This window comes from Verrucosispora sp. WMMD1129 (assembly GCF_029581255.1).
GTDB lineage: Bacteria > Actinomycetota > Actinomycetes > Mycobacteriales > Micromonosporaceae > Micromonospora > Micromonospora sediminimaris.
The window spans coordinates 6,148,860-6,173,993 of the sequence record NZ_CP120741.1 but is presented as its reverse complement, the minus strand read 5'-3'; the positions used below and the strand labels follow the sequence as shown (position 1 = coordinate 6,173,993).

General features: G+C 69.8%; 16 protein-coding genes. 11 read left to right on the top strand and 5 right to left on the bottom strand.

Annotation, left to right across the window (positions count from 1 at the left end; all coding sequences use genetic code 11):
* The first annotated feature begins 36 nt into the window (after positions 1-36).
* On the top strand, positions 37-855 hold the full coding sequence (map, locus tag O7624_RS28630; protein ID WP_282238075.1) for a type I methionyl aminopeptidase: 819 nt from the start codon (positions 37-39) through the stop codon (positions 853-855).
* Between the two features lie 74 nt (positions 856-929).
* Here the strand turns inward: map and O7624_RS28625 are convergent, their stop codons facing one another.
* Positions 930-1,640, bottom strand: a complete 711-nt coding sequence (locus O7624_RS28625; RefSeq protein ID WP_282238074.1) for a VOC family protein — start codon at positions 1,638-1,640, stop codon at positions 930-932.
* A 141-nt stretch (positions 1,641-1,781) separates the two neighbouring features.
* Positions 1,782-2,555, bottom strand: a complete 774-nt coding sequence (locus tag O7624_RS28620; protein WP_093407120.1) for a hypothetical protein — start codon at positions 2,553-2,555, stop codon at positions 1,782-1,784.
* Positions 2,556-2,803: 248 nt separating this feature from the next.
* Here O7624_RS28620 and O7624_RS28615 point away from each other — a divergent pair, with 248 nt between their 5' ends.
* From O7624_RS28615 to O7624_RS28600, 4 genes are all read left to right on the top strand, one after another.
* Entirely contained in the window at positions 2,804-3,592 is a 789-nt protein-coding gene (locus tag O7624_RS28615) for an alpha/beta fold hydrolase (protein WP_282238073.1), read from the top strand.
* Entirely contained in the window at positions 3,589-4,380 is a 792-nt protein-coding gene (locus tag O7624_RS28610; protein WP_282238072.1) for an MBL fold metallo-hydrolase, read from the top strand. The genes O7624_RS28615 and O7624_RS28610 overlap by 4 nt, the downstream gene beginning before the upstream one ends.
* A gap of 130 nt (positions 4,381-4,510) precedes the next feature.
* Entirely contained in the window at positions 4,511-5,158 is a 648-nt protein-coding gene (locus O7624_RS28605; RefSeq protein ID WP_282238071.1) for a class I SAM-dependent methyltransferase, read from the top strand.
* Between the two features lie 274 nt (positions 5,159-5,432).
* Positions 5,433-6,917, top strand: coding sequence for a S1 family peptidase (locus tag O7624_RS28600; RefSeq protein ID WP_170863501.1), 1,485 nt, complete (start codon positions 5,433-5,435; stop codon positions 6,915-6,917).
* Positions 6,918-7,006: 89 nt separating this feature from the next.
* On the opposite strand, the gene O7624_RS28595 is transcribed toward O7624_RS28600, so the two are convergent.
* Both O7624_RS28595 and O7624_RS28590 read right to left on the bottom strand, forming a co-directional pair.
* On the bottom strand, positions 7,007-8,377 hold the full coding sequence (locus O7624_RS28595; RefSeq protein ID WP_282238070.1) for a glycosyltransferase: 1,371 nt from the start codon (positions 8,375-8,377) through the stop codon (positions 7,007-7,009).
* A 48-nt stretch (positions 8,378-8,425) separates the two neighbouring features.
* Complete coding sequence (locus O7624_RS28590; RefSeq protein ID WP_282238069.1) at positions 8,426-9,733, bottom strand: cytochrome P450; 1,308 nt, start codon at positions 9,731-9,733, stop codon at positions 8,426-8,428.
* Between the two features lie 487 nt (positions 9,734-10,220).
* On the opposite strand from O7624_RS28590, the gene O7624_RS28585 reads away from it, so the two are divergent.
* Genes O7624_RS28585 through O7624_RS28565 form a run of 5 tightly spaced genes read left to right on the top strand, consistent with a single transcriptional unit; the run spans position 10,221 to position 21,613 of the window.
* Complete coding sequence (locus O7624_RS28585; RefSeq protein WP_282238068.1) at positions 10,221-17,546, top strand: non-ribosomal peptide synthetase; 7,326 nt, start codon at positions 10,221-10,223, stop codon at positions 17,544-17,546.
* On the top strand, positions 17,546-18,757 hold the full coding sequence (locus O7624_RS28580; protein WP_282238067.1) for an FAD-dependent monooxygenase: 1,212 nt from the start codon (positions 17,546-17,548) through the stop codon (positions 18,755-18,757). The genes O7624_RS28585 and O7624_RS28580 overlap by 1 nt, the downstream gene beginning before the upstream one ends.
* Positions 18,754-20,184 (top strand): hypothetical protein, encoded by a 1,431-nt coding sequence (locus tag O7624_RS28575; protein WP_282238066.1) that lies wholly within the window; start codon positions 18,754-18,756, stop codon positions 20,182-20,184. Before O7624_RS28580 ends, O7624_RS28575 begins: the two co-directional genes overlap by 4 nt.
* Positions 20,181-21,071 carry an SDR family oxidoreductase gene (locus O7624_RS28570; RefSeq protein ID WP_282238065.1) on the top strand — a complete coding sequence of 297 codons (891 nt, stop codon included), beginning with the start codon at positions 20,181-20,183 and terminating at the stop codon, positions 21,069-21,071. The genes O7624_RS28575 and O7624_RS28570 overlap by 4 nt, the downstream gene beginning before the upstream one ends.
* Positions 21,072-21,130: 59 nt before the next feature.
* Entirely contained in the window at positions 21,131-21,613 is a 483-nt protein-coding gene (locus tag O7624_RS28565; protein WP_282238064.1) for a nuclear transport factor 2 family protein, read from the top strand.
* An 82-nt stretch (positions 21,614-21,695) separates the two neighbouring features.
* Here O7624_RS28565 and O7624_RS28560 read toward each other — a convergent pair whose 3' ends face one another.
* On the bottom strand, positions 21,696-23,108 hold the full coding sequence (locus O7624_RS28560; protein ID WP_282238063.1) for a non-reducing end alpha-L-arabinofuranosidase family hydrolase: 1,413 nt from the start codon (positions 23,106-23,108) through the stop codon (positions 21,696-21,698).
* Between the two features lie 300 nt (positions 23,109-23,408).
* On the opposite strand from O7624_RS28560, the gene O7624_RS28555 reads away from it, so the two are divergent.
* Positions 23,409-25,133 carry a cellulose binding domain-containing protein gene (locus tag O7624_RS28555; protein ID WP_282238062.1) on the top strand — a complete coding sequence of 575 codons (1,725 nt, stop codon included), beginning with the start codon at positions 23,409-23,411 and terminating at the stop codon, positions 25,131-25,133.
* The last annotated feature ends 1 nt before the right edge of the window (position 25,134 follow it).

Genomic DNA, 25,134 nt, shown 5'->3' with positions numbered 1-25,134 from the left:
GTATAAAAATACCGCAGGAGTGAGGGAGGCTTTTTCATGATCGAGCTCAAGTCGGCCGAGGAAATCGAGCTGATGGCGGTGACCGGCCAGTTCGTCGGCGAGTTGCTCGCCGAGCTGAGCGGTGTCGCCGCCGTCGGCGTCAACCTGATGGACCTTGAGCACTACGCTCGCCGTCGGATCAACGAACGCGGTGCGGAGTCCTGCTACTGGGATTACGCCCCCTCGTTCGGCCGCGGCCCGTTCCGCAACGTGCTGTGCCTGTCGGTCAACGACGCGGTGCTGCACGGTCTTCCCCACGACTACGTCCTACGGGACGGCGATCTGCTCAGCATCGACATGGCGGTCGGCATCGACGGCTGGGTCGCCGACTCCGCGCTCTCCGTCGTCGTCGGCACCCCCGACCCGGCCGACCTGAGGCTGATCGAGGCCACCGAGGTCGCACTGGAAGCCGCCATCAAGGCCGCCCAGCCCGGCGGCCGGCTGGGCGACGTCTCCGCCGCGATCGGCGAGGTCGCCAACGCCTACGGTTACCGGGTCAACGGCGAGTTCGGCGGCCACGGCATCGGCCGCACCATGCACGAGGCCCCGCACGTGGCCAACAGCGGCCGCCCCCGGCGCGGCCTGAAACTCGAACCCGGTCTGACCATCGCCATCGAGCCCTGGCTCTGCCACTCCACCGACAAGATCAGGTACGACAAGGACGGCTGGACCATCCGGTCGGCCGACGGTTCCCGCACCGCCCACTCCGAGCACACGGTCGCCGTCACGGCTTCCGGCCCCCGGGTCTTGACCCGCCGCCCCGCCCACGGCACCGCCTCCCCGGACCACCCCGAGAAGTCCGCCACCCACTCCTGACCCGGGCGATCTCCGCGCGGTCGACGGACCGCCGGTTGTCAGCACCGGCAGCGGTCAATGCCGGGTCATGTGGGCTATCCGGGGGGCAGGACACCGAACTCGTTGCCGTCGGGGTCGGCCAGCATGACCGTGCCGTCCTCGCCGACCCCGATCCACGTGGCGCCGAGGGACACCAGCCGGTCGGCCTCCGACCGCTGGTCACCGTCAGCGGGTGGCGCAAGTTCGAAGCGCTGCCGGCTCCTTCCCTGCTTCGGTGCCACAGGCGGACCACCCCAGGCGACCTTCGTCCCACCGCGCGGTGACTGCACGGCGGTCTCCTGACCCTGATCCCACACGAGCGGCCAGTGCAGCGCCGCCTGCCAGAAGAGGCCGACCTCCCGGGTGCCGTCGCAGGCGATTTCACCGAGGAATCCGCATCCGGCGAGGAACTTGTTGCCCGGCTCGATCACGCAGAATGCGTTACCTTCGGGGTCGGCCAGGACGACGTGTCCTTCCTCCGGGCGTTGTCCCAGGTCCAGGTGGCCCGCACCGAGAGCGAGCGCCCTGGCCACCGTCTGCTGCTGGTCGTCCGGGCTGGCGCTGGTGAGGTGCAGGTGCAGGCGGTTCTCCCCCACCCGCTTCGCGCGGCTTGCCACGAACCGGAGGCCGAGCTGCGTGTCCGTGCCGGGGAGAAACGCGCCGCCGGCGTCACGAACGACATCCCGGCCGAGCAGGCCGGCCCAGAACTGCGCCAACCGCAGCGGCGCGCTGGCATCGAAACACACCGCGACCAGCTGACACGTCATTGCATCCCCCGGATCGTCGGCTGACCGTCATCGGCAGCGCCATTCACCGGGTGGAGCGTAGGGAGATTCGTCGCCGGGCACAGCCGAATATCCCGACGACGCCCGCGTGGTCTTCCCCGAACGGCGTGTCGGCCGTGCAGGTCAGCAGCCGAGGCGCCTGGTGGACAGGGCGATGTCGTCGATCCAGAGATCGAACTCGCCCGGCGTGGTGCCGCCCTGGTAGAGCTGCCAGCCGATCTTGACGGTGTTCACCGTCGGCAGGACGAACGGCACGTCGTTGCCACCGTGTTCGGTGGTGGAGGCGGTCAGCTCCGGGTTCGCCACCCCGTCGATCCACACCGCGACCCGGTTGTCCGCCGGGTCAAGCTGCCACTCGAAGCACTGCCAGGTGTCCTCGACGACCGGGGCGGACTCGCGCCAGTTGGTCCAGTCGCCGGTCGGCCCGCCGTCGGCGCCCACCCCCCAGAAGATGCCGGGAACCGTGGGTGCGTACTGCCCGCCGATCGGACGGACGATCTCCGAGCTGCCGGTGCCGGTCGCCTCGACCAGGGTGAAGTGCGCCCAGTCCGGGCCGGTGGGGAAGGCATCGACGCGCAGCCGCATCCGACCGTAGAAGCGGTTTCCTGGCGCGGCGAAATCATCGACGCGAAGGAAGGCTCGTCCGTTGTCGACGGTGTGGATGTGCAACACCTGGTTGCCACGACGGGCACGTTCCACGGTGAGTGTGCCGTTGCGCGTGTCGATGCCCCAGTCCAGGGTGCTGGCGCCACCGCGCGGCAGTCGCTCGAAGTCCTCGCAGAAGAGCATCTGCCGGGTGCAGGAGCCTCGGTGGGCGGCGTCCGCGGCGTCGGACGGGACACTGCCGACCGTGACGCCGACCGTCAGGGCCGTCAACGCGGCAAGAAGGCTGCGCATGTTCTCCTCCAGGAGCTGATTTCCACCACGGCAAATTGGGGTGGCGAGGCTTGGGAGCGTTCCCATATATAGCAGATGTTGGATCTACTTGCCTGCGTTGTCCTACCCCTCGGCGGGGCGCATACTGAGCTCGACCTCGTCGTCTCGTTCGCCGTTCTGCCGCAACCGCGAACGCACGACGGGGTTTCTCCATCCGCACGGTGTTTGATACGGCGCAGTTGTGGACGTGTTAAAGAGGAGTACCAGCCATGAGACCGATCGTCCTGGTGCACGGCTTCTGGGTGACGCCCCGCAGCTGGGAGCACTGGATCTCCCACTATGAGAGCAAGGGCCACCAGGTGGTGGCCCCCGCATACCCAGGATTCGAGGTCGAGGTGGAGGCGCTCAACGCCGACCCGGCCCCGATCGCACAGGTGACGGTGCCGCAGATCATCGCCCACCTCGAAGAGGTCGTGCGGGGGCTGCCGGAGGCTCCGATCATCATCGGTCACTCCGCCGGTGGCGCCTTCACCCAGATCCTGCTCGACCACGGCTTCGGCGCCGCTGGCGTGGCGCTCAACTCGGCACCCACCGAGGGTGTTCGCGTGGTCCCCCTGTCCCAGGTCAAATCCACTTTCCCGGTGCTCAGGAACCCCGCCAACCGACACAAGGCGGTCGGCTTGACCCTCGAACAGTGGAAGTACGCCTTCACCAACACGTTCACCGACGAGGAGTCGCGGGCACTCTACGAGCGCTACCACATCCCCGCCCCCGGCGGCATCGTGTGGGGCGGTGTCTTGGCCAACTTCCAGCCCGGTCACCAGGACACCTGGGTCGACTACCAGAACGATGACCGCGCGCCGCTGCTGTTCGTCTCCGGCGGTGAGGACCACATCATGCCGCCCGCCGTACAGAGGTCGAACGCGGAGCATTACACCTCCAACACCGTCACCGAACGCCGCGAGTACCCGGGGTACGCCCACCTGCTGCCGGCCCAGCAGGGGTGGCAGCGGATCGCGGACGAGGTGCTCGACTGGGCCGTGCGGCAGGCCGCATGACCGACGTACGGATCACGCACATCGGCGGTCCGACCGTGCTGATCGAGGTCGACGGTTGGCAGCTGCTCACCGACCCGACGTTCGACGAGCCCGGGCGGACCTACCAGTTCGGCTGGGGCACCGCCTCACGCAAGCTAGCCGGCCCCGCACTGGCCGCCGAGTCGCTCGGCGACCTCGACGCGGTGCTGCTGACCCACGACCACCATGCCGACAACCTCGACGACGCCGGCCGGGGCCTGCTGCGGGCGGCGAGCCGGGTCGTCACCACGGTGGCCGGCGGCCGGCGACTCGGTGCCGGCACCACCGGCCTGGCACCGTGGCAGCACACCACACTCACCGCACCCGGCCACCCGACCATCGAGGTCATCGCGACCCCGTGCCGGCACGGCCCACCACTGAGCCGGCCGGTCGTCGGCGAGGTGACCGGGTTCGTGCTGCGCTGGCCCGGCCAGCGGCACGGTCCGCTCTGGATCACCGGCGACACCGTGCTCTACGACGGAGTCCGTCAGGTCGCCGACCGGTTCGCCATCGGCACCGTCGTACTGCACCTCGGAGCGGTGCGGTTCGGCCTCACCGGTCCGCTGCGCTACACGATGACCGCAGCCGAGGGCGCCGAACTGTGCGGTCTGCTCAAGGCCCACACCGTGCTACCGGTGCACTACGAGGGCTGGGGTCACTTCCGCGAGGGCCGACCGGCGATCGAGGCCGCCTTCGCCGCGGCTCCGTCCCCGGTCCGGGAGAGCCTGCGCTGGCTCACCCCCGGCACGGCCACTACCCTCACGGTCTGAGCGAGCGGGTGACCCGAGCGACGACAAGAGCCCGAACAAACTGTCTCAGCGGCATATTCATGTCACAGCGACATGTCGCTCAGCACCGACAATCCGTCCGGCCGCCCGGCTACGAGGAAAGACCACCATCATGAACGGCCCCGCCCAGAGGAAGATCGCCGAGACGCCGACGGCGAGGCAGCGACGGGTGTGGGACAGGTCCGCACCCCGCTACGACAAGCAGATCGCGTTCTTCGAGCGGGTCCAGTTCGCCGGTGGCCGCGAATGGCTGGGTGCCCGCGCGCGTGGTCGGGTGCTGGAGGTCGCCATCGGCACCGGCCGTAACCTGCCGTACTACCCCGTCGACACGACGGTGACGGGCGTCGAGCTGAGCCGGGCGATGCTGGACATAGCGCGGCGACGGGCCGCAGATCTCGGCCGCACCGTCGACCTGCGCGAGGGCGACGCGGAGGAGCTGCCCTTCGCTGCCGCCTCGTTCGACACCGTGGTCTGCGCCCTCTCACTCTGTAGCATTCCGCGGCCGGCGCGGGCGATCGACGAGATGAAGCGGGTCCTCGTACCCGGCGGCCGGCTGCTCCTGCTGGACCACATCGGTAGCACGTGGCCACCGATCTACGCCGCGCAGTGGCTCCTCGAACGGCTGACGATTCGCTCGGCCGGCGAGCACCTCACCCGCCGTCAGCTGCCACTCGTGCGGACGGCAGGGTTCACCGTCGTCGAGGCCGAGCGGTCGAAGGCCGGCACCGTCGAACGCGTACACGCGGTCAAGCCCGAGTGAGCAGCCGGCGCACGCCAGGAACCGAGCATCGTTCGCCTTAATATGAGTTAACTGGTATAGATCTTTCTCTATGGATTCCGGTTAGGTTGGCGGTGGCCCACCTGATCCGGCTGGCGTACCTCCGAGGCGCCCGGCAGCGGCACCGGCCAGGTCAACGGGCTGCGACACCCGCAGCATCGTCGCCCAAACCCCGAGGGCGGAGCGCGGCGGGACAACCCCGCCCCGATCGCGGCGCACCCCCGATCCGCGCCGCCGTTTCCACAGGAGGCAATAGATGAGACGAGTTCTCACCCTCGCGGCAGCAGCGATCCTGCTGCCCGTCGGTGCCATCGCCGTCGCGGTAACCCCCGCCGCAGCGGCCCCACTGCCCACCCCGGACACCGCCAGCGCCGCCGTGGCGGCCGCATCGTCGGAGATGCTCGCCGCGATGCAGCGTGACCTCGATCTGACCCCCACCGAGGCGCGCACCCGGATCGCCCGGGACGACAAGGGAACCAGGACGGACGCCAGTCTGCGCCGGTCCCTGGGCTCGTCGTACGCCGGTGGCTGGATGACCGCCGACGGCCTGGTCGTCGCCGTCACCGGCAAGGCCGCAGCCAACCGGGTCAAGGCCGCTGGCGCGCAGGCGACGATCGTCGAGCGCAGCGGCGCCGAGTTGGACCGGATCAAGGCGACCCTGGACCGCCACGCCGCCAAGGCGCCGGCCGGCGCGGTACCCGGCTGGTACGTCGACGTCACGACCAACACCGTCGTGGTCCTCGCCAACGGGAACACCGCAGCGGCCGCGAAGTTCGTCCGCACGAGCCGCGTCGACGCCACCGCGGTCCGGGTGGTCAGCACCACCGAGGCTCCTCGGCTGCTCTACGACGTCCGGGGCGGCGACGCCTACTACATGGGCGGACGCTGCTCGGTCGGGTTCTCGGTGACCGGAGGCTTCGTCACCGCCGGACACTGTGGCCGCACCGGCACCGCCACCCAGGGCTACAACCAGGTGGCCCAGGGCACCTTCCGCGGCTCGTCGTTCCCGGGCAACGACTACGGCTGGGTCCAGACCAACTCGAACTGGACGCCGCAGCCGTGGGTCAACAACTACTCAGGCGGCAACGTGACGGTCGCCGGCTCCACCGAGGCCGCCGTCGGTGCGGCGGTCTGCCGCTCCGGCTCGACCACCGGCTGGCGGTGCGGCACCATCCAGGCCAAGAACCAGACCGTCAACTACGCCGAGGGCTCGGTCAGCGGACTGACCCGCACGAACGCCTGCGCCGAGCCGGGCGACTCGGGCGGGTCGTGGCTGTCCGGCCAGCAGGCCCAGGGCGTGACCTCGGGTGGCTCCGGCAACTGCTCCTCCGGCGGGACCACCTACTTCCAGCCGGTCAACGAGATCCTCTCGGCGTACGGCCTGACGCTGCGCACCAGTGGCGGTGGTAACGAGCCGCCGCCGCCCACCGGGTGCAGCGGCTACGAGGCGACCTACACCGGCAGCATCTCCTCCGGCCAGAGTCGCTACCAGCCGAACGGCAGCTACTACTACTCGTCCTCCTCGGGCACCCACCGCGGTTGCCTGGACGGGCCGACCGGGGTGGACTTCGACCTCTACCTGCAAAAGTGGAGCGGATCGGCCTGGGTCGACGTGGCCGGCTCCTACAGCGCCGGGCCGGATGAGTCGCTGACCTACAACGGCACGGCGGGTTACTACCGCTTCGAGGTGCACGCGTACAGCGGCTCCGGCAGCTACTCGCTGGGCATCACCAACCCCTGACCCTTCGACGGCCCGGTGGCGGGGTGCGGATCGGACCGCACCCCGCCACCGGCGTTCGGCCGTCCCGGGTCGGGGCTGACGTCACCGGGTCACGCCACTCCCGCTGGCCGCTCGTCACGGCCGGAGAGCTCGCGCAACAGGTCCGCCGCGCGCCCTGCCCCGCCCGCCTTACGGCTCTGCTCACTCCAGTAGCAGCTGCGCTGCCGGAAGCCGTCCTCCGACAGCAGCCGACGCAGCTTGCCGGTGATCTCGTCCGGGTCCACCCGGGGCGGTTCGTCGAGGGCCAGCCCGACACCCGCGTCGACCGCCCGGGCGGCGACGTCGTAGCAGTCCAGCCAGAACGGGGTGATCAGCATCGGCTGTCCGAAATGGATCCCCTCGTGGAAACCGTTCGCACCGCCGTGGCAGACGAAGGCGCGTACCCGCGGGTGAGCGAGCACCGCAAGTTGGGACGGTACCCACTCCTCGACCCTGATGTTCGCCGGCAGCGGTCTGGTCAGCACGCAACGTTGCTGGGGTGGCAGTTTCCACAGCACCTGGTGTTCCGGGCCGATCCGACCGAGTGCTTCGGCGAACGCGTCGAGCTGGGCAACGGAGAGACTGGCCAGAGTGCCCAGGCAGACGTACACCACGCTGGTCTGCTGGTCCAGCCAGTCGGTCAGTTCGTCGCAGGGTCGCCCGGGCGTCGTGGTTTCCTCAGGCACCATCGCGCCCAACAGGTGCAGATGGTCCGGTGCGGGAAAGGGGTACTCCAGCCCGAACACGGTGTAGCCGAAGACGGCGACCGCTGCGGCGGCGTACTCAGCGGGGTCACCGGAGGCGTTGGCCAGGCCGCGGGCCCGGCGCCGCCAGGTCGGCCCGGCCAGCGCGCGCAGCAGCGCCATGTGCAGCCGTGCGCGGAACAGCACATTGGTCAACCGCTGTGCCCCGGTCAGCCGGCGCGGAAGCCCCGAGGTGGGCGTCGGGTAGTCCCACGGCAGACGGCTCAGGTAGGCGGCGCTGATCGGATACGGCACGCTCAGCACGTAGGGCACGCCCGCAGCGGTCGCCGCGTCGAGTGCGCCGAGGTTCATCACGTCGATGACCATCAGCCGGGGGTCGACCCGCTCGATGTGGTCGAGGCTGCGCCGGTATACCTGTGCGGTGCCGTCGGCCGTACGTACCGCCCGGGCGAGAGCGGCCAGGCCGGCGGTGGTACGTCGTCCACCGGCCATCGCCGCGTACAGTTCGCCCTCGATCCGCACCGGCACGTCGGCGCCGGGCAGGTATCGCAGCGGGCTGCCGAGCGCAGCCGCCTCGACCCGGTGCCGGGCGTCTACGTCGACGCTGAACCACAGATCCGGTTCACCCCGTCGGGACATCTCTGCGGCGATGGTCAGCAAGGGGTTGAGCTGTCCGGGGTGGGACGGGCTGGCGAACATGATCGGCCTGCGGGGCACAGCCCCGGCTGCTGCTGGCACCTCGGCTCCTGACACGTCGGTACTGGTACGTCGGTTTCGGGCTCGGCGTCATGGCCTGAGGCGTACCGGCAGGTGGTCGTAGCCACGGAGCACCCGGGTCGGCCGGCGTTGCGGTACGCCGTCCAGCGCCAGATCGGGGTACCGCTCGAAAAGGCTGCGCAGTCCGATCTCGCCCTCGAGTCGGGCCAGGTTGGCGCCGAGACAGTAGTGCGCCCCGCTGGAGAAGGCGAGATGGTCGCGCGCGTTGCCCCGGGTCACGTCGAAGCGGTCCGGATCGGCGAAGACAGCCGGGTCCCGGTTGGCCCCGCCCAGCATCGGCACCACGACCTCGCCCCGGCGTAGCCGTACCCCGGCCACCTCGGTGTCGGTCCGGCAGTACCGGGCAGTCGTCTGCACCGGGGAGTCATAACGCAGGATCTCCTCCACCGCGTTCGGCCACCGGTGCGGCTCGGCACGCAGCAGGGCGAGTTGCTCGGGGTGGGCCAGCAGCAGCGTCGTGCCGGTGCCGAGGAGATTCACGGTCGTCTCGAAGCCCGCAGCCATCAGCAGGCCGGCGAGGACGACCAGTTCCTCCTCGGTCAGCCGTTCACCGTCGCTGTCCAGGAGTACCAGTTGGCTCAGCAGGTCGGCGCCGGGGTCGGCGCGCAGGCGGGCGAAGTGTCCCCGCAGCCAGGCGTTGAGCTGCCGGATCCCCGCCTCGACACGGCGGAACTCGCCGAGGGAGAGCCCAAGGTCCAACGCCGGCGACATGGCGGAACCCCAGTCCAGGAAGCGTTGGCGCAGTTGCGGTGGCACGCCGAGGATCTCGGCGATCATGGTGACCGGTAGCAGACTGGCGTAACGCGCAACCAGATCCACCGGCCCGCGGTGCGGGGCGGCCCGGCCCAGTTCGTCGAGCAGGTCGGCACAGTGCCGCTCGACCTGGGACCGCAGACCCTCGATCGCCCGGGCGGTGAAGACCTTGACGACGAGTCGACGGTAGCGGGTGTGCGCGGGAGGGTCGGTGACGAGCATCGACGGTGGATCGATAGGCCCGATCGGCATCCCCCGCCGGCTCAGCCGGCGCAGCGTCGCCAGCGGGCGGGGCGCCGGAACCGTGTCCGGATGCACGCCGAACGCGTCGCGGCGGAGTACCTCGGTGACCACGTCGTGCCGCGTGGCACTCCACATGAGGCGGCCACGGACGAGGGCACCGGTCTGGCGGACCTGGCGATAGAACGGGTACGGGTTCTCGCGGATCACCGGGTCGAGAAAGAGCCGGGCCTGCGTGTCGCCCCGACGTGCGGCGGCGGCGATGCCGAGCCGCAGCAGACCGTGCCGCACCGTCCACCGCAGGAGGGTGCCGGGCCCGGACATCACGCTCCCGCCACCCGAGATGAAATGCACGTCTCAGATCGCCGATCCGGTGCGTCCACCCGCCTCATTCCCCCACCTGAAAGCCGGCACAAGGACCCACGCACGCAAAGACCATCACGCCCAGGATCACGTCCGGAAGCTCAATTCGGGTCATACGCTAGAGACGAACGAGAGGCGACTCCCAAAGGCTGACAGACATCAGAATGATGCCGTGACCCCGGCACCACCTCTCGGCTACGCTGCCCCGAAGTGATCAACGGGAGCGGCGGTGGCGTGAGAACGCCACGCCGGAGAATTTCGCCACAGAAACGTCAGGAACAGCCACCGAGAACAGGCGGCTGACCTCACCTTGTCTCCACCGCCGCGCGCCTCGTCCGTAGCGGCCAATCTCGACCGCAGCGACACCCTCCGCACTTCCGGAACCGGGCACGATCGCGAATGCCATCGGTGCCCCGGTCCGGTGCGGTAGCGAGCGAAAAGGTGACCAGTGATCAATCCGGGCCGTACGTCGTTAACCACATACCAATCAGACATCTGGGTAGCAAGCCGTTTGTCTCCGAAAAACCCGCAGTTCAATGTGTGCGGATGGGAACAGTTCGTCGGCCCCCTCGACCACGGGCTCCTGCTCAGCTGCGTACGGCAGGCGATAGAGTCCAATGACGCGCTGCGATTACGCTTCGACGAAAAAGACGGACTGCCCTTCCAATGGGTGGAGCCTGAGCAGGCAGTGGTCGAGGTCCACGATTTCACCAGCGCCCCCGACCCGCACGAGGCGTGCCATTCCTGGATGGCACAGTCGTTCGCCGAGCCCTTCGAGCTGCACCGCAACCGGCTCTACCGGCTGGCCCTGCTGCGGGAGAGCGAGTCCGTCGCGTACGCCTACCTCAACGCCCACCACCTGGTCACCGACGGTTGGGGCGCCCGGCTGCTGCTGCGGCAGGTCTGCGCCGGGTACGCGGCGGCCCTCGCGGGAACGGCTCCGGTCGCGGGCGGACGCCCGTCCTACCTGGACCTGGTGCGGGACATGGCCGACTACGCCGGATCCGTTGAGCGCAAGCGGGACGTCGAACACTTCCGCGCCTGCCTTGACGGCATCACCCCAGCCCTGTTCGCCCCTCGTACCACCGGCCGTTACCGGACCGCCCGGCACAGCTTTCCCCTACGTCCGGAGCTCGTCGACCGGATCCGGGCCACCGGTCAGTCGCCGTTCACCGTCTTCGCGGCGGCCCTCGCGGTCTGCCTCGGTCGTATCCATCGGGCCGAACAGGTCGTGCTCGGCGTGCCGATGCTCAACCGGAGCACGTACGCGCAGCGGCACACCGTCGGCCACTTCGCCAACGAACTGCCGGTGCCGGTCGCGGTTCCCGGTACCCGCACGATGCTCGCACTGGCGGCCGAGCTGCAGCAGACCCTGCGCTCGATGCGTACCCATCAACGCCTGTCGCGGGGCGAACTGCTGCGCGAAGTCACCCCACCCCATGGGCCCCGTCAGCTCTACGACGTGACCCTCTCCTGGCTACGCTGGCCACGTCCGGAGTTGATTCCCGGCATCGCCCACCGGACACTCGGTGCCAGCCGGGTAGGTGAGCAGAACGCTCTGGCCGTGCTCGTCAACGAGCACGACGACGGCACATTGACCGTCGACCTCGACTACTCCCGTGACGTGTTCGACGAGGACTTCACCGCCGAGGCGTTGGGCCGACACCTCGTCACCCTCCTCAACCACGCGCTCGACCGGCCCGACGTGCCCCTGAACCGGATCCCGATGCTCAGCGACGCCGAACTCGACCAGGTCACCGGGGCGCACGGCGACTGCGACGTGGACCATCCGACCGAGGCGACACTCCACGCTCTGTTCGAGGAACAGGCAGCCCGGACACCCGACCGGATCGCCGTGGTGGTGGACGGTACCGGCGAGACGCTCAGCTACGCCGACCTCGACGCGCGAGCCAACCAGGTGGCGCAGGCGTTGCGTGCCGACGGCGTCGGCCGCGACGACCGGGTGGCAATCCTGGCCGAGCGGGGGGCGTCGCTGCTCGCCGCGATCCTCGGCACCTTGAAGGCGGGCGGGGCGTACGTCCCCGTCGACCCAGATCATCCGCCGGCCCGGATCCGGTACCTGCTCGCCGACAGCGGCGCGAAGGTCCTGCTGACCTGCGGTGCGCAGCCGGCCTCCCAAGGCGGCGGCCCGGATGCCGTCCCGGGCCTGACCGTGCGCTGCCTCGACGCGCTGACCACCTACCCGAGCGACCCGGTCGCACCGTCCGCCCGGCCCACCGACCTCGCGTACGTCATCTACACCTCGGGATCGACAGGCGACCCCAAGGGAGTGATGGTCGAACACCGTTCGGTGGTGAACCGGCTGGCGTGGATGCAGCGCTGTTACCCGCTCGACGGCGACGACGTGCTCGTGCAGAAGACCCCGATCACGTTCGACGTGTCGGTGTGGGAGCTGTTCTGGTGGGCGCTCGCGGGTGCTCGACTCGTCCTGCCGTGCCCCGGGGCGCACCGGGATCCCCGCACGCTGGTGACCACCGTGGCACGGCACGGAGTGACCGTCATCCACTTCGTACCGTCGATGTTCGGGCCGTTCCTCGACCTGCTGGCCGAGGCACCGGAACTGCGCCGGCAGGCCGACCCGCTCCGGCTGGTCTTCGCGAGCGGTGAGGAACTGCCCGCCCGACGGGTCGACCAGTTCCACAGGTCGTTCCACCGACCGCCCGGCACCGACCCCTCCGCCGGGCCCCGGCTGATCAACCTGTACGGGCCGACCGAGGCGACGGTCGACGTCACACATCACGAGTGCCACCCCGATCCGGACCGGCCGACGCGACGCGTGCCGATCGGCCGACCGATCGACAACGTCCGGCTCTACGTGCTCGGCCGGGACGACCAGCCGCAGCCGGTGGGCGTACCCGGTGAACTGTGCGTCGCCGGGGTCGCCGTCGCCCGGGGCTACCTGGGACGCGCCGGGGTCGGCGGGACCGGGACCGGCGGGCAGGCGCCGGCCGCCACCCGGTTCGTCACCGACCCGGTGCGCGGCGAGGGCCGGATGTACCGCACGGGTGACCTCGCCCGGTGGCTCGCCGACGGCAACCTCGAATATCTCGGCCGGCTCGACGGGCAGGTGAAGATCCGGGGCAACCGGGTCGAGACCGGCGAGGTCCAGCAGGTGCTCGTCGGCTACCCGGGGATCCGCGAGGCCGCGGTCGTCGCCCGTACCTCCGCCGGTCGGAACCTCCACCTGGTCGGCTACTACGTGGCGGAGGCGGACCTCGACCCGGTGCGACTGCGCGGCCACCTGCTGCGCCACCTGCCGGACTTCATGGTGCCCGCCTTCTTCGGCCGGCTGGACCGGATGCCTCTCACCACGAACGGCAAGCTCGACGTCGCGGCGTTGCCCGCACCGGCGGCACGGCCGCATCAGGAGCCGGCGCAGGCGCCCCGCGACGACGTGGAGCGCACCCTGGCCACGATCTGGTCACGGGTGCTGGACCTGCCGTCGGTCGGCATCCACCAGGATTACCACGCCATCGGCGGCGACTCGATCCTGGCGTTGCGCATCCGTGCCGAGGCGGAACGCCAGGGCCTGCGTTTCACCCTCGCCGATCTGGCCGAACATCCGACCATCGCGGCGCTGGCGCAGTACGCCCGACGCACTGCGCCGGCCGACCTATCGCCCAGCCCACCCGCTGCGGAGGCCCCGTTCGCGCTCGTGTCCCCGCTCGACCGGGCCCGGCTCGGCGACGCAGCGGACGCCTTTCCCGCCACCGCGCTCCAACTCGGGCTCCTCTACCACAGCAGCGAGCACGAGACAGCCACCGCCTACCACGACGTCTTCCGTTACGAGGTCCGGATGCCGTGGCACGAGGACGCCTTCCGCGCGGCGTACGACCGGCTGGTCACCCGGCACCCGGGCCTGCGCTCCGCCTTCGACGTGGGTGGCTGCACCGAACCGCTGCAGATCGTGCACACCCGGATCGCCGGCGGCCTCGACATCGCTGATCTGCGTACCCTCGATCCGGACGCCGCCCGGGCCGAGGTGCTGGCACACATGCGACAACGACGCCGCCACCGGTACGCGTTCGACCAGCCGCCGCTGTTCCTGTTCCGGGCACATGTCCTCCCCTCCGGCGTGGTCGACCTGGTGTTCAGCTTCCATCACGTGCTCCTGGACGGCTGGAGCGTCGCCACCGTTGTCGGTGACCTGTTCCGCGACTACCTGCACCTGATCGGCACCGGAATCGAGGCGGTCGCCGAGACGACGCTGCCCGGCCCGGCCGCATACGTCGTCGAGGAACGCCGCGCGCTCGCCTCCACGTCGGCCCGGCGATTCTGGGCCGACCGGCTCGACGGCGCCGAGCTGACCCAGCTCGACGGCTTCCGGCAGTACGAGCCGCCGGGCGACGATGAGTCGCCGACGCAGCTGGTCCCGCTGCCGATGGGTCTGGAGCAGCGGGTACGCGCCTTCGCCCACGATCACGGACTCCCGCTGAAGTCGGTGTTCCTCGCCGCCTACTGCCTGACGCTGCGGCTGTACTCCGGCGCCACGGACGTGACCGTCGGGCTGGTCACCCACGGCCGACCCGAGCGGGACGGAGCGGAGCGGCTGGCCGGGCTCTTCCTCAACACGGTGCCGTTGCGTCTTCGGTCCGAGCACCCCTGCTGGCTGGAAGCTGTCCGCGAGGTGCACCAGCGGGAGCAGGAGTGCCAGCCGTACCGGCGTTATCCGCTGCACGCCATCCAGCACGACCGGGGCGGCGGGCAGGTCTTCGAGCTGGCTTTCAACTACGTGCACATGCACGTCCTGGCGCCGCTGCTCGGACTTCCCTCGATCACGCTGCTCGGTTTCGACGCCTGGGAGGAGACCAACTTCGCGTTGCTGCTCAACGTCTTCGTCCACCCGGCGGAGCAGCGCATCTCACTGCGGATCGACGCCGACCGCCGGACGTTCACCCGGGCGCAGACCGACCTGATCGCCGAGACGTACCTGCGGATCCTCGCCCGGATCACCGACGAACCGGACGCCGCACCGGACTTCGGGTTCCTGGCCCCGGCCACGCCGGTGGTCACGGCCGGTCCGGTCAGGCCGGCGAGCGGGCCGCACAGCGACATCGTCCGCCGCCTCGTCGATCACGCGCGGCACACGCCGGACGCCGTGGCGGTGGCGGCCGGGACCCGTCGGTGGACGTACGCGCGGTTGCGGCAGGAGGTCGACCGAATCGCGTACGCGCTGATCCACGCCGGGGTGCGTCCGGGCGACCTGGTCGGGATCGCGGTGGGCCGCTCCCCCGAGATGATCGCGTCGATCTACGGCGTCGTCCGTGCCGGCGCGGCCTGTCTACCGCTGGACGTGACCTACCCGCCGGAGCGGATCGCGGCGATGCTCACCCAGGCGCGACCGGTCCGAATCATCGCGGACCGGTCGCACGCCGAACTGGTGGGCCGGCCCGGGATCGTGCTGGTCGTGGAGGACCTCCTCGCACCGCCTCGGGTCGTCACACCGGCCCCACTGCCCCGGCACCGGCCGGACGACCTGCTCTACGTGCTCTTCACCTCCGGTTCCACCGGCGTACCGAAGGCGGCGGCAATGTCCCACGCCGCCTTCGGCAACCTGCACACGTGGCAGACGGGAGCGGCCAGTGCGGCAGCCGGCGGCGTCACCCTCCAGTTCGCACCGCTCAGCTTCGACGTGTCGTTCCAGGAGATCTTCACCACGATCAGTGCCGGCGGGACGCTCCAACTCATCGACGAACGGCAGCGGCGAGACACCTCGGAGCTGCTGCGACTGCTCGACCGGGAGTCCGTCGAACGGGTCGCCCTGCCGTACGTGATGCTCCAGCAACTCGCCGGGGCCGCGGTGACGCTGGGGATCCACCCCCGCGCGCTGCGGGTGGTGATCTCGTCGGGAGAACAGCTCCGGGTGACCGCCGAGATCCGCCGGTTCATCGCGGCCCTGCCGGCCGGCGCGGTCCTGGAGAACCAGTACGGACCGACCGAGACCCACGTCGTCACCGCGTACCCGATGACCGGCGACCCGGACCGGTTCCCCGATCTCCCCCCGATCGGGCCGGCGATTCCCGGGGTCGAGCTGTACCTGTTGGACGGGCGGATGCGTCCGGTACCAACCGGAGTCGCCGGGGAGCTGTACCTGGGCGGCGTCCAGGTGGCGCGGGGCTACCACCGGCAGCCCGGACTGACCGCTCAACGGTTCGTGCCCAACCCGTCCGGTACGCCCGGTGCGCGGCTCTACCGCACCGGAGACCTGGCCCGGGTGCTGCCCAACGGCGACCTGGTCTGGCTCGCGCGTACCGACACCCAGACCAAGATCCGGGGTTTCCGGGTGGAGCCGCTTGAAGCCGAGATAGCGCTGATGAAGCTGGCCACGCACCACCCGGGCATCCGCGAGGCCGCGGTGGTGGCTCGACGCCCGGACAACGCCGATGCCTTCCTGGCCGCCTTCGTCGTCGGTGAGCCGGCTCGGGTCGACCTCACCGACCTGCGGCGCCGGCTGCGGGAAATGCTGCCCGAGCAGTTGGTGCCCACCCACTTCCACTGGCTACCGGAGATGCCGCTGACTCCGAGCGGCAAACGCGACGAACGCCGACTGCGCGAGCTTCCGCTGCGCATGGAAGCGGCTCGGCCAACGGTGCCCCGCAACCGGTACGAACGCGTCCTCGCGGAGATCGTCGCGGAGTTGCTCCACCTGCCGCAGGTCGACGTCCAGGACAACCTGTTCGAGCTGGGTGCCACCTCGCTCACCGCGATGCGCCTGGTCACGCTCATCGAGAAGCGGTACGGCGTGGTCGTGCCAGTCGCAGCCTTCGTCACCGCCCCGACCGTGTCCAGCCTCGCCGCGCTGCTTCGGGCGGGCGGAGCGGACCCGGCGTCGGTCGACCCGCTGGTGCCGATACGTGCCGCCGGTGAGCGAACGCCGCTTTTCCTCGTCCACCCGATCGGCGGCAACGTTCTGTGCTACCTGCCGCTCGCCCGGCACCTGCCCCGGGAGCAGCCTGTCCACGCGCTCCAGGCTGCCGGCATCACCGCCGGGACGAAGCCGCTGCGGTCCGTGCCGGCACTGGCGGCCAGCTACCTCGCCGCGATCCGCCGGGTCCAGCCGCACGGGCCGTACACGATCGGCGGCTGGTCGTTCGGCGGCGTCGTGGCCTTCGAGATGGCCCGCCAGCTCAACCGGGCGGCCCGCCGGCTCGACCCCACCGGAGCCCGCCCGGTAGAGCAGCTGATCCTCATCGATCCCATCGCCAGACGCTCCGACGAGCCGGTGCCAGTGACCGACGACGTGCTGCTCGACTGGTTCTTCTGGGAACTGATGCCGCTCGACCAGGACCGGCCGCTACTGGAGCCGATTCCGTCGAATCTGACTTCGCCCCAGGAAAGGCTGGACTTCGTCGCCCGCCGGGCCGGCGCCGCCGGGGTGTTACGCCCGGGCGACTCGCCGGCGGCGGTGCGTCGGCTGTTCGAGGTGTTCAAGGCCAACTGGGAGGCCATCATCGCCTACCGTCCCGAAGTCGTCGACCAGGACATCACCCTGCTGCGGGCCTCCGACCCGCTTCCGCCTCTGCTCAAACCCATGCACGACATCGCCGGGTCGCTGCACCTCGACCCGCGCAACGGGTGGGGTGAACTGACCACGGGCCGGATCGACGTGCTCGATGTGCCTGGCGACCATCTGGCACTGATGGACCCGCCACACGTGGTGGACGTGGCCCACCGGATCGCCGAGCTGCTGGCCGGTTCCACCACACCGGTGACCGGCCAGAGCGAATCCAGCCCGGTTGGCGGCGGCCGGTGATGGCGGCAGCGGACGGAACGCGACGCCCGGGGCGACGACGCCCCAAGGCACTCATCATCGGCGCGGGCATCGGCGGGTTGGCGGCAGCCGCCACCCTGCGTCACGTCGGTGTCGACGTGGAGATCTACGAAAAAGCCGGTGACATGCGGCCCGGCGGATCGGCGCTGTCGCTGAGCGCCAACGCACGCGTCGCACTGCGCACCCTCGGCCTCGATCTCGACGTCGAGCGGCGGGGCCGCGCCTACCCGGCGCTGCGGCTCTGCACCGCCACCGGCGATCCGATCAGGACCGTCTCGTTCGCGCGGCTCGGTGACCGACTCGGAGCACAGAACGTCGCCATCCACCGGGCCGAGCTGCACCAGGCGCTGCTCGCCGCCGCCGGCGACCCACCGGTGCGGCTCGGCGCCACGGCCCGGCGGTTCCGGGTGACCGGCGACCACGTCCGGGTCGACTTCCACGAAGGGCAGACCGCCGAGGGGGACCTGCTCATCGGTGCCGACGGATTCCATTCGGCCGTCCGCCGGCAGATAGCCGGACCCGAGCGGCCCCGCGAACCGGGGTACGTCTGCTGGCTGGCGACCCTCCCGTTGCGACACCCGAAGATCCGTGACGGCTACGCCGCCCACTACTGGGGACGGGGCCAGCGGTTCGGCCTGGTTCAACTCGACGGCGACCGGGTCTACTGGTGGGGCACGCTGAACATGGCACCGGCTGTGGCCCGTGACTGGCGCGGTGGCAAGGCCGAGATCGAGCGGGCGTACTCCGGCTGGGCCGAGGAGATCCGGGTCGCTATCGCCCAGACGCCCGAGTCGGCGATCATCAGCGTGCCGGCCCGGGACCGGCCGTTCCTTGACCGGTGGGGCTGTGGACCGGTGACGCTGCTCGGTGACGCGGCCCACCCGATGTTGCCGAGCCTCGGCCAGGGCGCGGCGCTGGCCGTGGAGGACGCCGTCGTCCTCGCCCACTGCCTACGTCAGGCAGTCGATCTGCCCCATGCCCTGCGACGCTACGAGACCGCGCGGCGCGATCGGACCCGCTGGATGGTCCGGGAAGCGTACTCGCTCAGTCGGGTCGAGCAGTTGGCCCACCCGATCGCCGACCTGGTCCGCCGGCTCTACCTGCGCTGGCTGCCCGATCGCCTCCTCGACCGGCGCAACGAGATCGCACTCACCTTCGCCGGCTCCCCGGACCCGACGGTGACCCCGAAATGATCGTGCCGACGACCGAGGTACGGCGGACGTTGAGCCCGCTCGAACGCTGGTACTGGATCGCCGATCAGGTGTCACCGCTCAACGTCGTGGCCCGCGTCCGGGTACGCGGGCCGTTACCAGCCCCTGTGCTCCACGCCGCGCTGCACCACCTGCGCCGACGGCACCCGCTGCTGCGAGTGGCGATCGCCGCCGCGCCGGACGGGCGATCCCCCCGGTTCGTGCCTGTCGATCGGCCGATACCGCTGCATCAGGTGTCCGACGTCGAGGACGTTTCGTCGGATGCGACACCGGGCTGGGTGCGGCGAGTCAACGAGTACGAGCTCGTCGACCGGGTCGACTGGCGCACCGGCCCGCTGTGTCGAGCCGTGGTGCTCACCCGGGCCTCCAGCACCGGCGTGCCCGACGACGAGGTGCACGATCTGCTGCTGACCATGCCGCACTGCGTGGCCGACGGCACGACCGTGCTCTCGCTGCTGCGGCAGTGGATCGAACTCGCCGAGCCGGCGTACTCCGTCACCCAGGACGTCGACCGTGCCGAGTCGGCCGTGCCGGACCCGGTGGGCGCGCCGGGTGAGCCGGCGCTGCCCGCCTGCGAGGCGATGTTTCCCCGCCGGTACCGGGGCGTGCTCGGGGCGCTGCGGCTGCGGCGGCTGCTGCTCCGGGACCTGTACCGGGTGCACCGTCACCGTCCGGCCCGGGTCGTGCCGAGCCACTTCGTGCCGTTCACCGCGCGGCGTACCCGGCTGCTCGCCCGGAGCCTCACTCCGGAGCAGGTCGAGGCGCTGGTGGTGGCCTGTCGGCGGGAGGAGACCACGGTGCACGGCGCACTCGCGGCCGCGATGGTGCTGGCCGTCACCGCCGAGACCGGCCCACCGGCGCCGGGACACGTGACGATCGGCTCCCCGGTCACCTTCCGCGACGCGCTGGAGCCCGCCGTGCCCGAACGGGCCGTGGGGGCGTACGTCGCCACCGTGCCCACCCTCGTCAGATACCGTCCAGGGCTCTCCCTCTGGCAGCTCGCCCGCTCGATCAGCGACGATCTCGCGGCCCGTCGCCGGGCGGGCAGCCACTTTTCCATGATCGACCTGGTCGGGCTCACCGGTCCGAAGTCGGTCACCGCCAGCGGGCGGTTCATCGAGATGATGGAACGCAGCGGTCCGGTGAACCTGTGCCTGTCCAACATCGGCCGGTACGACTTCCCCGCCCGGATCGGGCCGTGGCAGCTCTCCGGTGCCCAGTTCGTCGCCGGCCTTTCCGTGTGCGGCTACCTCGTCTCCACGGTGAACACCAGCCACGGGCGCTTGTTCTGGAACTTCACCTACGTGCCCGACGCACTGCCCGAGCAGCGGGCGATCGGCCTGGTGGAGGCGAGCGTCGACGCTGCGCTCGCCGCGATCGGCTGCCGGCCGGGGCGGAGCCGCCCGTGATCAGGAGAGCAGCAGGGATCACGCCGTCGGGTCGCACCGTGGTGATCACCGGGGCGTCGTCCGGTCTTGGCAGGGAGGCGGCCCTACACCTCGAGCGGATCGGTTTCCAGGTCTGCGCCGGGGTGCGCGCCACGGCTGACGGCGAGCGGCTGCTCGCGGAGTCGTCGGCCGGCCGGTTGCATCCGCTGCGTTTCGACGTGACCGAGCCGGGTCAGATCCGGCAGGCGGTGGACGAGGTGGCCCGGCGGCTCGGCGAAGTCGGGCTCTGGGGCCTGGTGAACAACGCCGGTGTCGCTCAACCCGGTCCGTTGGAGTGCCTGTCCGGTGAGCAGTTCCGGCGGCAGTTGGAGACGAACGTGATCGGGCAGGTGGAGACGATCCAGGGGTTCCTGCCGCTGCTGCGGGCCGGCCGGGGGCGGATCGTGAACGTCACCTCGGGACTCGGCCGGGTGGCGCTGCCGTACCTGGGCGCCTACGCGGCGGCGCAGTTCGCCAAGGAGGCGATCAGCGACAGTCTGCGGCGCGAGTTGCGGCCGTTCGGTGTCACGGTCTCGGTGGTGCAGCCGGGCGCGATCCGTACGCCGATCTGGGAGAAGCTCGACCAGGCCGGGGAGGAGCTCATCGACGGCGTGCCGGAGCCGACCGCGGCGTTGTACCGGGCGGCGTTCCGGGCCTTCCTGCGCCGCAACGCACGCCAGGTGCATCGCAGCAGGACCACCCCCGGGCAGTACGCCCGGACGGTGGCCCGTGCCCTCACCGCGGCTCGGCCGAGGACCCGGTACCCGGTCGGCCCCGACGTACGAATCGCGAGCCTGGCCGCCCGGCTGTTGCCGGACAACCTGATCGACCGGAACCTCGCCGCGCTCGTCCCGCCGCGCGATGGCTGACTCACCGTCTCTCGCCCTCAGCCCGAACCGTGACGACCGACATCGAGAGGTGGCCAGACGTGGATACCGAGCAGAGCCGGGCACGAGCGCAGGCGTCGTTCGCCCGCAACCTCGAATACATCACCGAAGGACGGATCCGGGAATGGGTCGACCTGTTCGACCCGGACGGGGTGCTGGAGTTTCCGTACCCACCGCCGGGCGTCCGACCCCGGTTCGTCGGGCACCACCAGCTGTACGAGCACATGAAGGACTTCCCGAAGCAGTTCGACGTGCGCTTCTCCGGCCTGGTCTTCCACGAGACGACCGATCCCGAGTTGGTCATCGCCGAGTTCGTGGGTCACGGCAGGGGCGTGATCACCAAACGACCGTTCCACCAGGTCTACATCTCCGTGGTCCGCTTTCGGGACGGCAGGATCGTTCACTTCCGGGACTTCTGGAACCCGCTGGTGACCATCCGCACCGCTGCCACGGTCGGCCACGTGTGGCGCGGTCTCGTCGACCTGGTGCGAAAGCGGCGGCCGGATACGTCCAGCCGCCGCTGAGGTGGCCTCCCCACGGTCCCTATCCGGCAGGGCGAAGCGTGGTCCGGACACCCGGAGGTGTCCGGACCACGATCGAGCCCGCTCAGCGTTGCAGAGTGAGCAGGCCGGGACGGTACGGCAGCAGGCCGTAGTCACCGCCGGAGTTGGGTGACCGTCCCTGGTACAGCAGTTGCAGGTTGCAGGGATCCACGGTCATGGTCTGGTCGGCGTTCGACCGGATGAGCTCGCCGTGGCTGATGTCGTTGGTCCAGGTCGCGCCGCTGTTGGCCTTACCGGCGAACGGGTTGCTCTCGCTGGTGGCCTGCGGGGTCCAGTTGCCGCCCAGGCTGGTGGCGGTGAACGACCGGAAGTAACGGCCCTGCGAACCGATCGCCTCGACAAGCATCAGGTACCGCTGCTGACCCTGGAGCTTGTAGACCTGCACACCTTCGAACAGGTTGTTCGTGGTGTCGGTCATGATCGTGGTGTAGTTCGACCCGAAGCTGCCCGGGAAGTTCCCGATCGGCATGCTGGCCCGGTAGATACGGCCGTTGTCCCCGGCGAAGAACAGGTACATGTTCTGGTCGTCACCGATCAACGCCTGGTCGATTGGACCCGTACCCGAGTTCGAGATCGACCCGGTGAACAACGTCTGGTGCGCCGACCAACTGTTCACGTTCGTCGGATTCGTCGACGTCCGGTACGAGAACGCCGGCCCACCCCACTGGTACGCCAACACCCAGACGTTACGCGGAGCGAAGTAGAACAACGACGGCGCGACCGCCGAGAACGGCATCGCGTTCTGGCTGGCCGAACCCATCTGGTTCCAGTTCGAGAACAGACCGAAGTTCATCGAACCCCACGACGTGCCGGTGTCATGCGTGGTGGCGTAAACCAGGTGCTGACCGTTGTACGGCGCGTGGGTGAAGTCCTTCAACGACACCCAACCCGACCGCGGCTGCGCCAGCGCACCCGTCGACGACCACCGGTACGACGACGGCAGGTTGCAGGTACCGGTCGGCGGCGGCGTGGTCGGCGGGGTGGTGGTGGGTGGCGTGGTGGTAGGTGGGGTGGTGGTGGGTGGGGTGGTGGGGGTGACGCCGCCGGTGCAGGTCACGCCGTTGAGGGCGAAGGTGGTGGGGGCGGGGTTGCTGCTGTTCCAGGAGCCGTTGAATCCGAAGGAGGCGGTTCCGTTGGTGGGGATGCTGCCGTTGTAGCTGACGTTCCTGGCGGTGACGGCGGCGCCGTTCTGGGTCAGGGTGGTGTTCCATGACTGGGTGACGGTCTGCCCGGCGCCGAACGACCACGTCAACGTCCAACTGGTCAACGGGTCACCGAGGTTGGTGATGGTGACGTTGGCGCCGAAGCCGCCGGGCCACTGCGAGGACACCGCGTAGTTCACCGAACAGCCGGCCGCCGCCGCGCTCGCCGGCATCGCCACGACGAGCGCCGTGGACGCCAGCAGCGCGGCGCCGAACGATGCCGCGACGACATTGACGTGTCTGGATCTTGACATAAGGCATCCTCCCGATGGGATGGCAGATACACATTGGCGGTCGTCGGTGTTAGGTGAACGTTAACAGCTGCGTCGTGTATATTACGGGAGCGCTCCCACGCCCTCAAGCATCGATCGGAGGCAATCGATCGTTGAATCCCGTTTGAGCTGGCAGACCTGGTCACCCATCCAGTAGGGCACGTACGCGGGCAGGCCGCGCAAGCCGGGCCAACCCGGCAGGTGAACGTTCTCAGCGCATGACGGGCAGTCGACGTCACCCGACTCCACCCCCACACACCAATCCTGAAGGGCACATCAGCGATGAGACGTGTGAGAAGTAGATTCAGAGTCAACGCCGCACTGGTGTCGGCGAGCACCGTCCTCCTGGCGTCGGCCGCAGTCGCCGCCGCGGCGATGCCAGCCGGCGCGGCGGCGGCCGGCTGTTCGGTGAACTACGCGGTGTCCTCGCAGTGGCCCGGCGGCTTCGGCGCCAACGTCACCATCACCAACCTCGGTGACCCGTTGACCAGTTGGACGTTGACGTGGTCGTTCGGCGCCGGGCAGACCGTCACCCAGTCATGGAACACCACCCTGACCCAGAACGGCGCCGCCGTCACCGCCAGGAACGTCAGCTACAACGGCAGCATCCCCACCAACGGAACCGCCTCCTTCGGATTCAACGGCTCCTGGAACAGCAGCAACCCCGCCCCCACCACCTTCGCCCTCAACGGCGTGACCTGCACCGGCGGCGTCACCCCCACCACCCCACCCACCACCACCCCGCCGCCGTCGCCCACCACCCCGCCGCCGACCGGGCCGGCCGACATCACGGTGAACACCGCCACCCGCCACCAGACGATCGACGGATTCGGGGCCGCCACCTCGATCTGGGGCAACGGCACCTGGTCGACGGCCGAGACCCAGACGCTGGTCGGGTTGGGCCCCAACCAGCTGGGCCTGTCGATCGTCCGTACCGGCATCTCGCCGGAGTCCGGCGAGTGGCCGGTCCACGTGAACGCCTTGCGGACTGCCAAGTCGTACGGATCCGATGTGAAGATCCTCGCCTCGCCGTGGACCGCACCGGCGGCATGGAAGACGAACAACAGCCGGACCAACGGCGGCAAGCTGAGAACCGACTACTACGACGACTACGCGAACCATCTGAACAGCTACGTCCAGTCGATGCGCAACCAGGGCGTCACGATCGACGTCACCTCTGTACAGAACGAGCCGGACTGGCACCCCGACTACGACTCGATGGACTGGAGCGGCACCGAGCTGCGCGACTTCGTACGCGACCACGGGACACGGGTGCAGAACACCAGGCTGATGGTCGCTGAGGCGGTGAACCTGAACTACACCTACACCGATCCGACCCTCAACGACGCGACCGCCCGCAACAACATCGGCTACATCGGTGGCCACCTGTACGGCACCGAAGCGTCCGGTCGGCTACGCTCCTACCCCCTGGCCGACCAGCACAACAAGCCGGTATGGATGACCGAGTGGAACCTGCACGAGGCCGACGGCAACGGTTCCAACATCTGGGGCAACCCCAGTAACCAGACGGTCTGGAACGAGACCCTCGACGACATCATGCGTACGGTGCACAGGTCGATGGAAGCCAACTGGTCCGCCTACGTGTGGTGGTACGGCAAGCGCTACTACTCCTTCATCGGCGACGGCGAGTCCGCCTTCGGCACCACCGCCGGAGCCCCGCTCAAGCGCGGGTACGCCTTCTCGCAGTACGCCAAGTACGTCCGTCCCGGCTACCAGCGGGTCGCCCTCACGAAGAGCAGCAAGGCCGCGCCGCTGGAGGTCACCGCCTACACCGGCGGCGGAAAGACCACGCTGGTGATCCTGAACCGCTCGACCAGCGCGGTCAACAATGCGGTGATCCAGGTGCCGCAGAACGTCTCCCGGGCCGAGCACTACCTGACCTCGCAGAACGCCAACGCGGCCAGTCAGCCGGTGACCGTCAACGGCGGGCAGGTCTCCGTCAACGTCGGCGCCCGCAGCATCTCCACGGTCGTGCTCACCCCCTGAC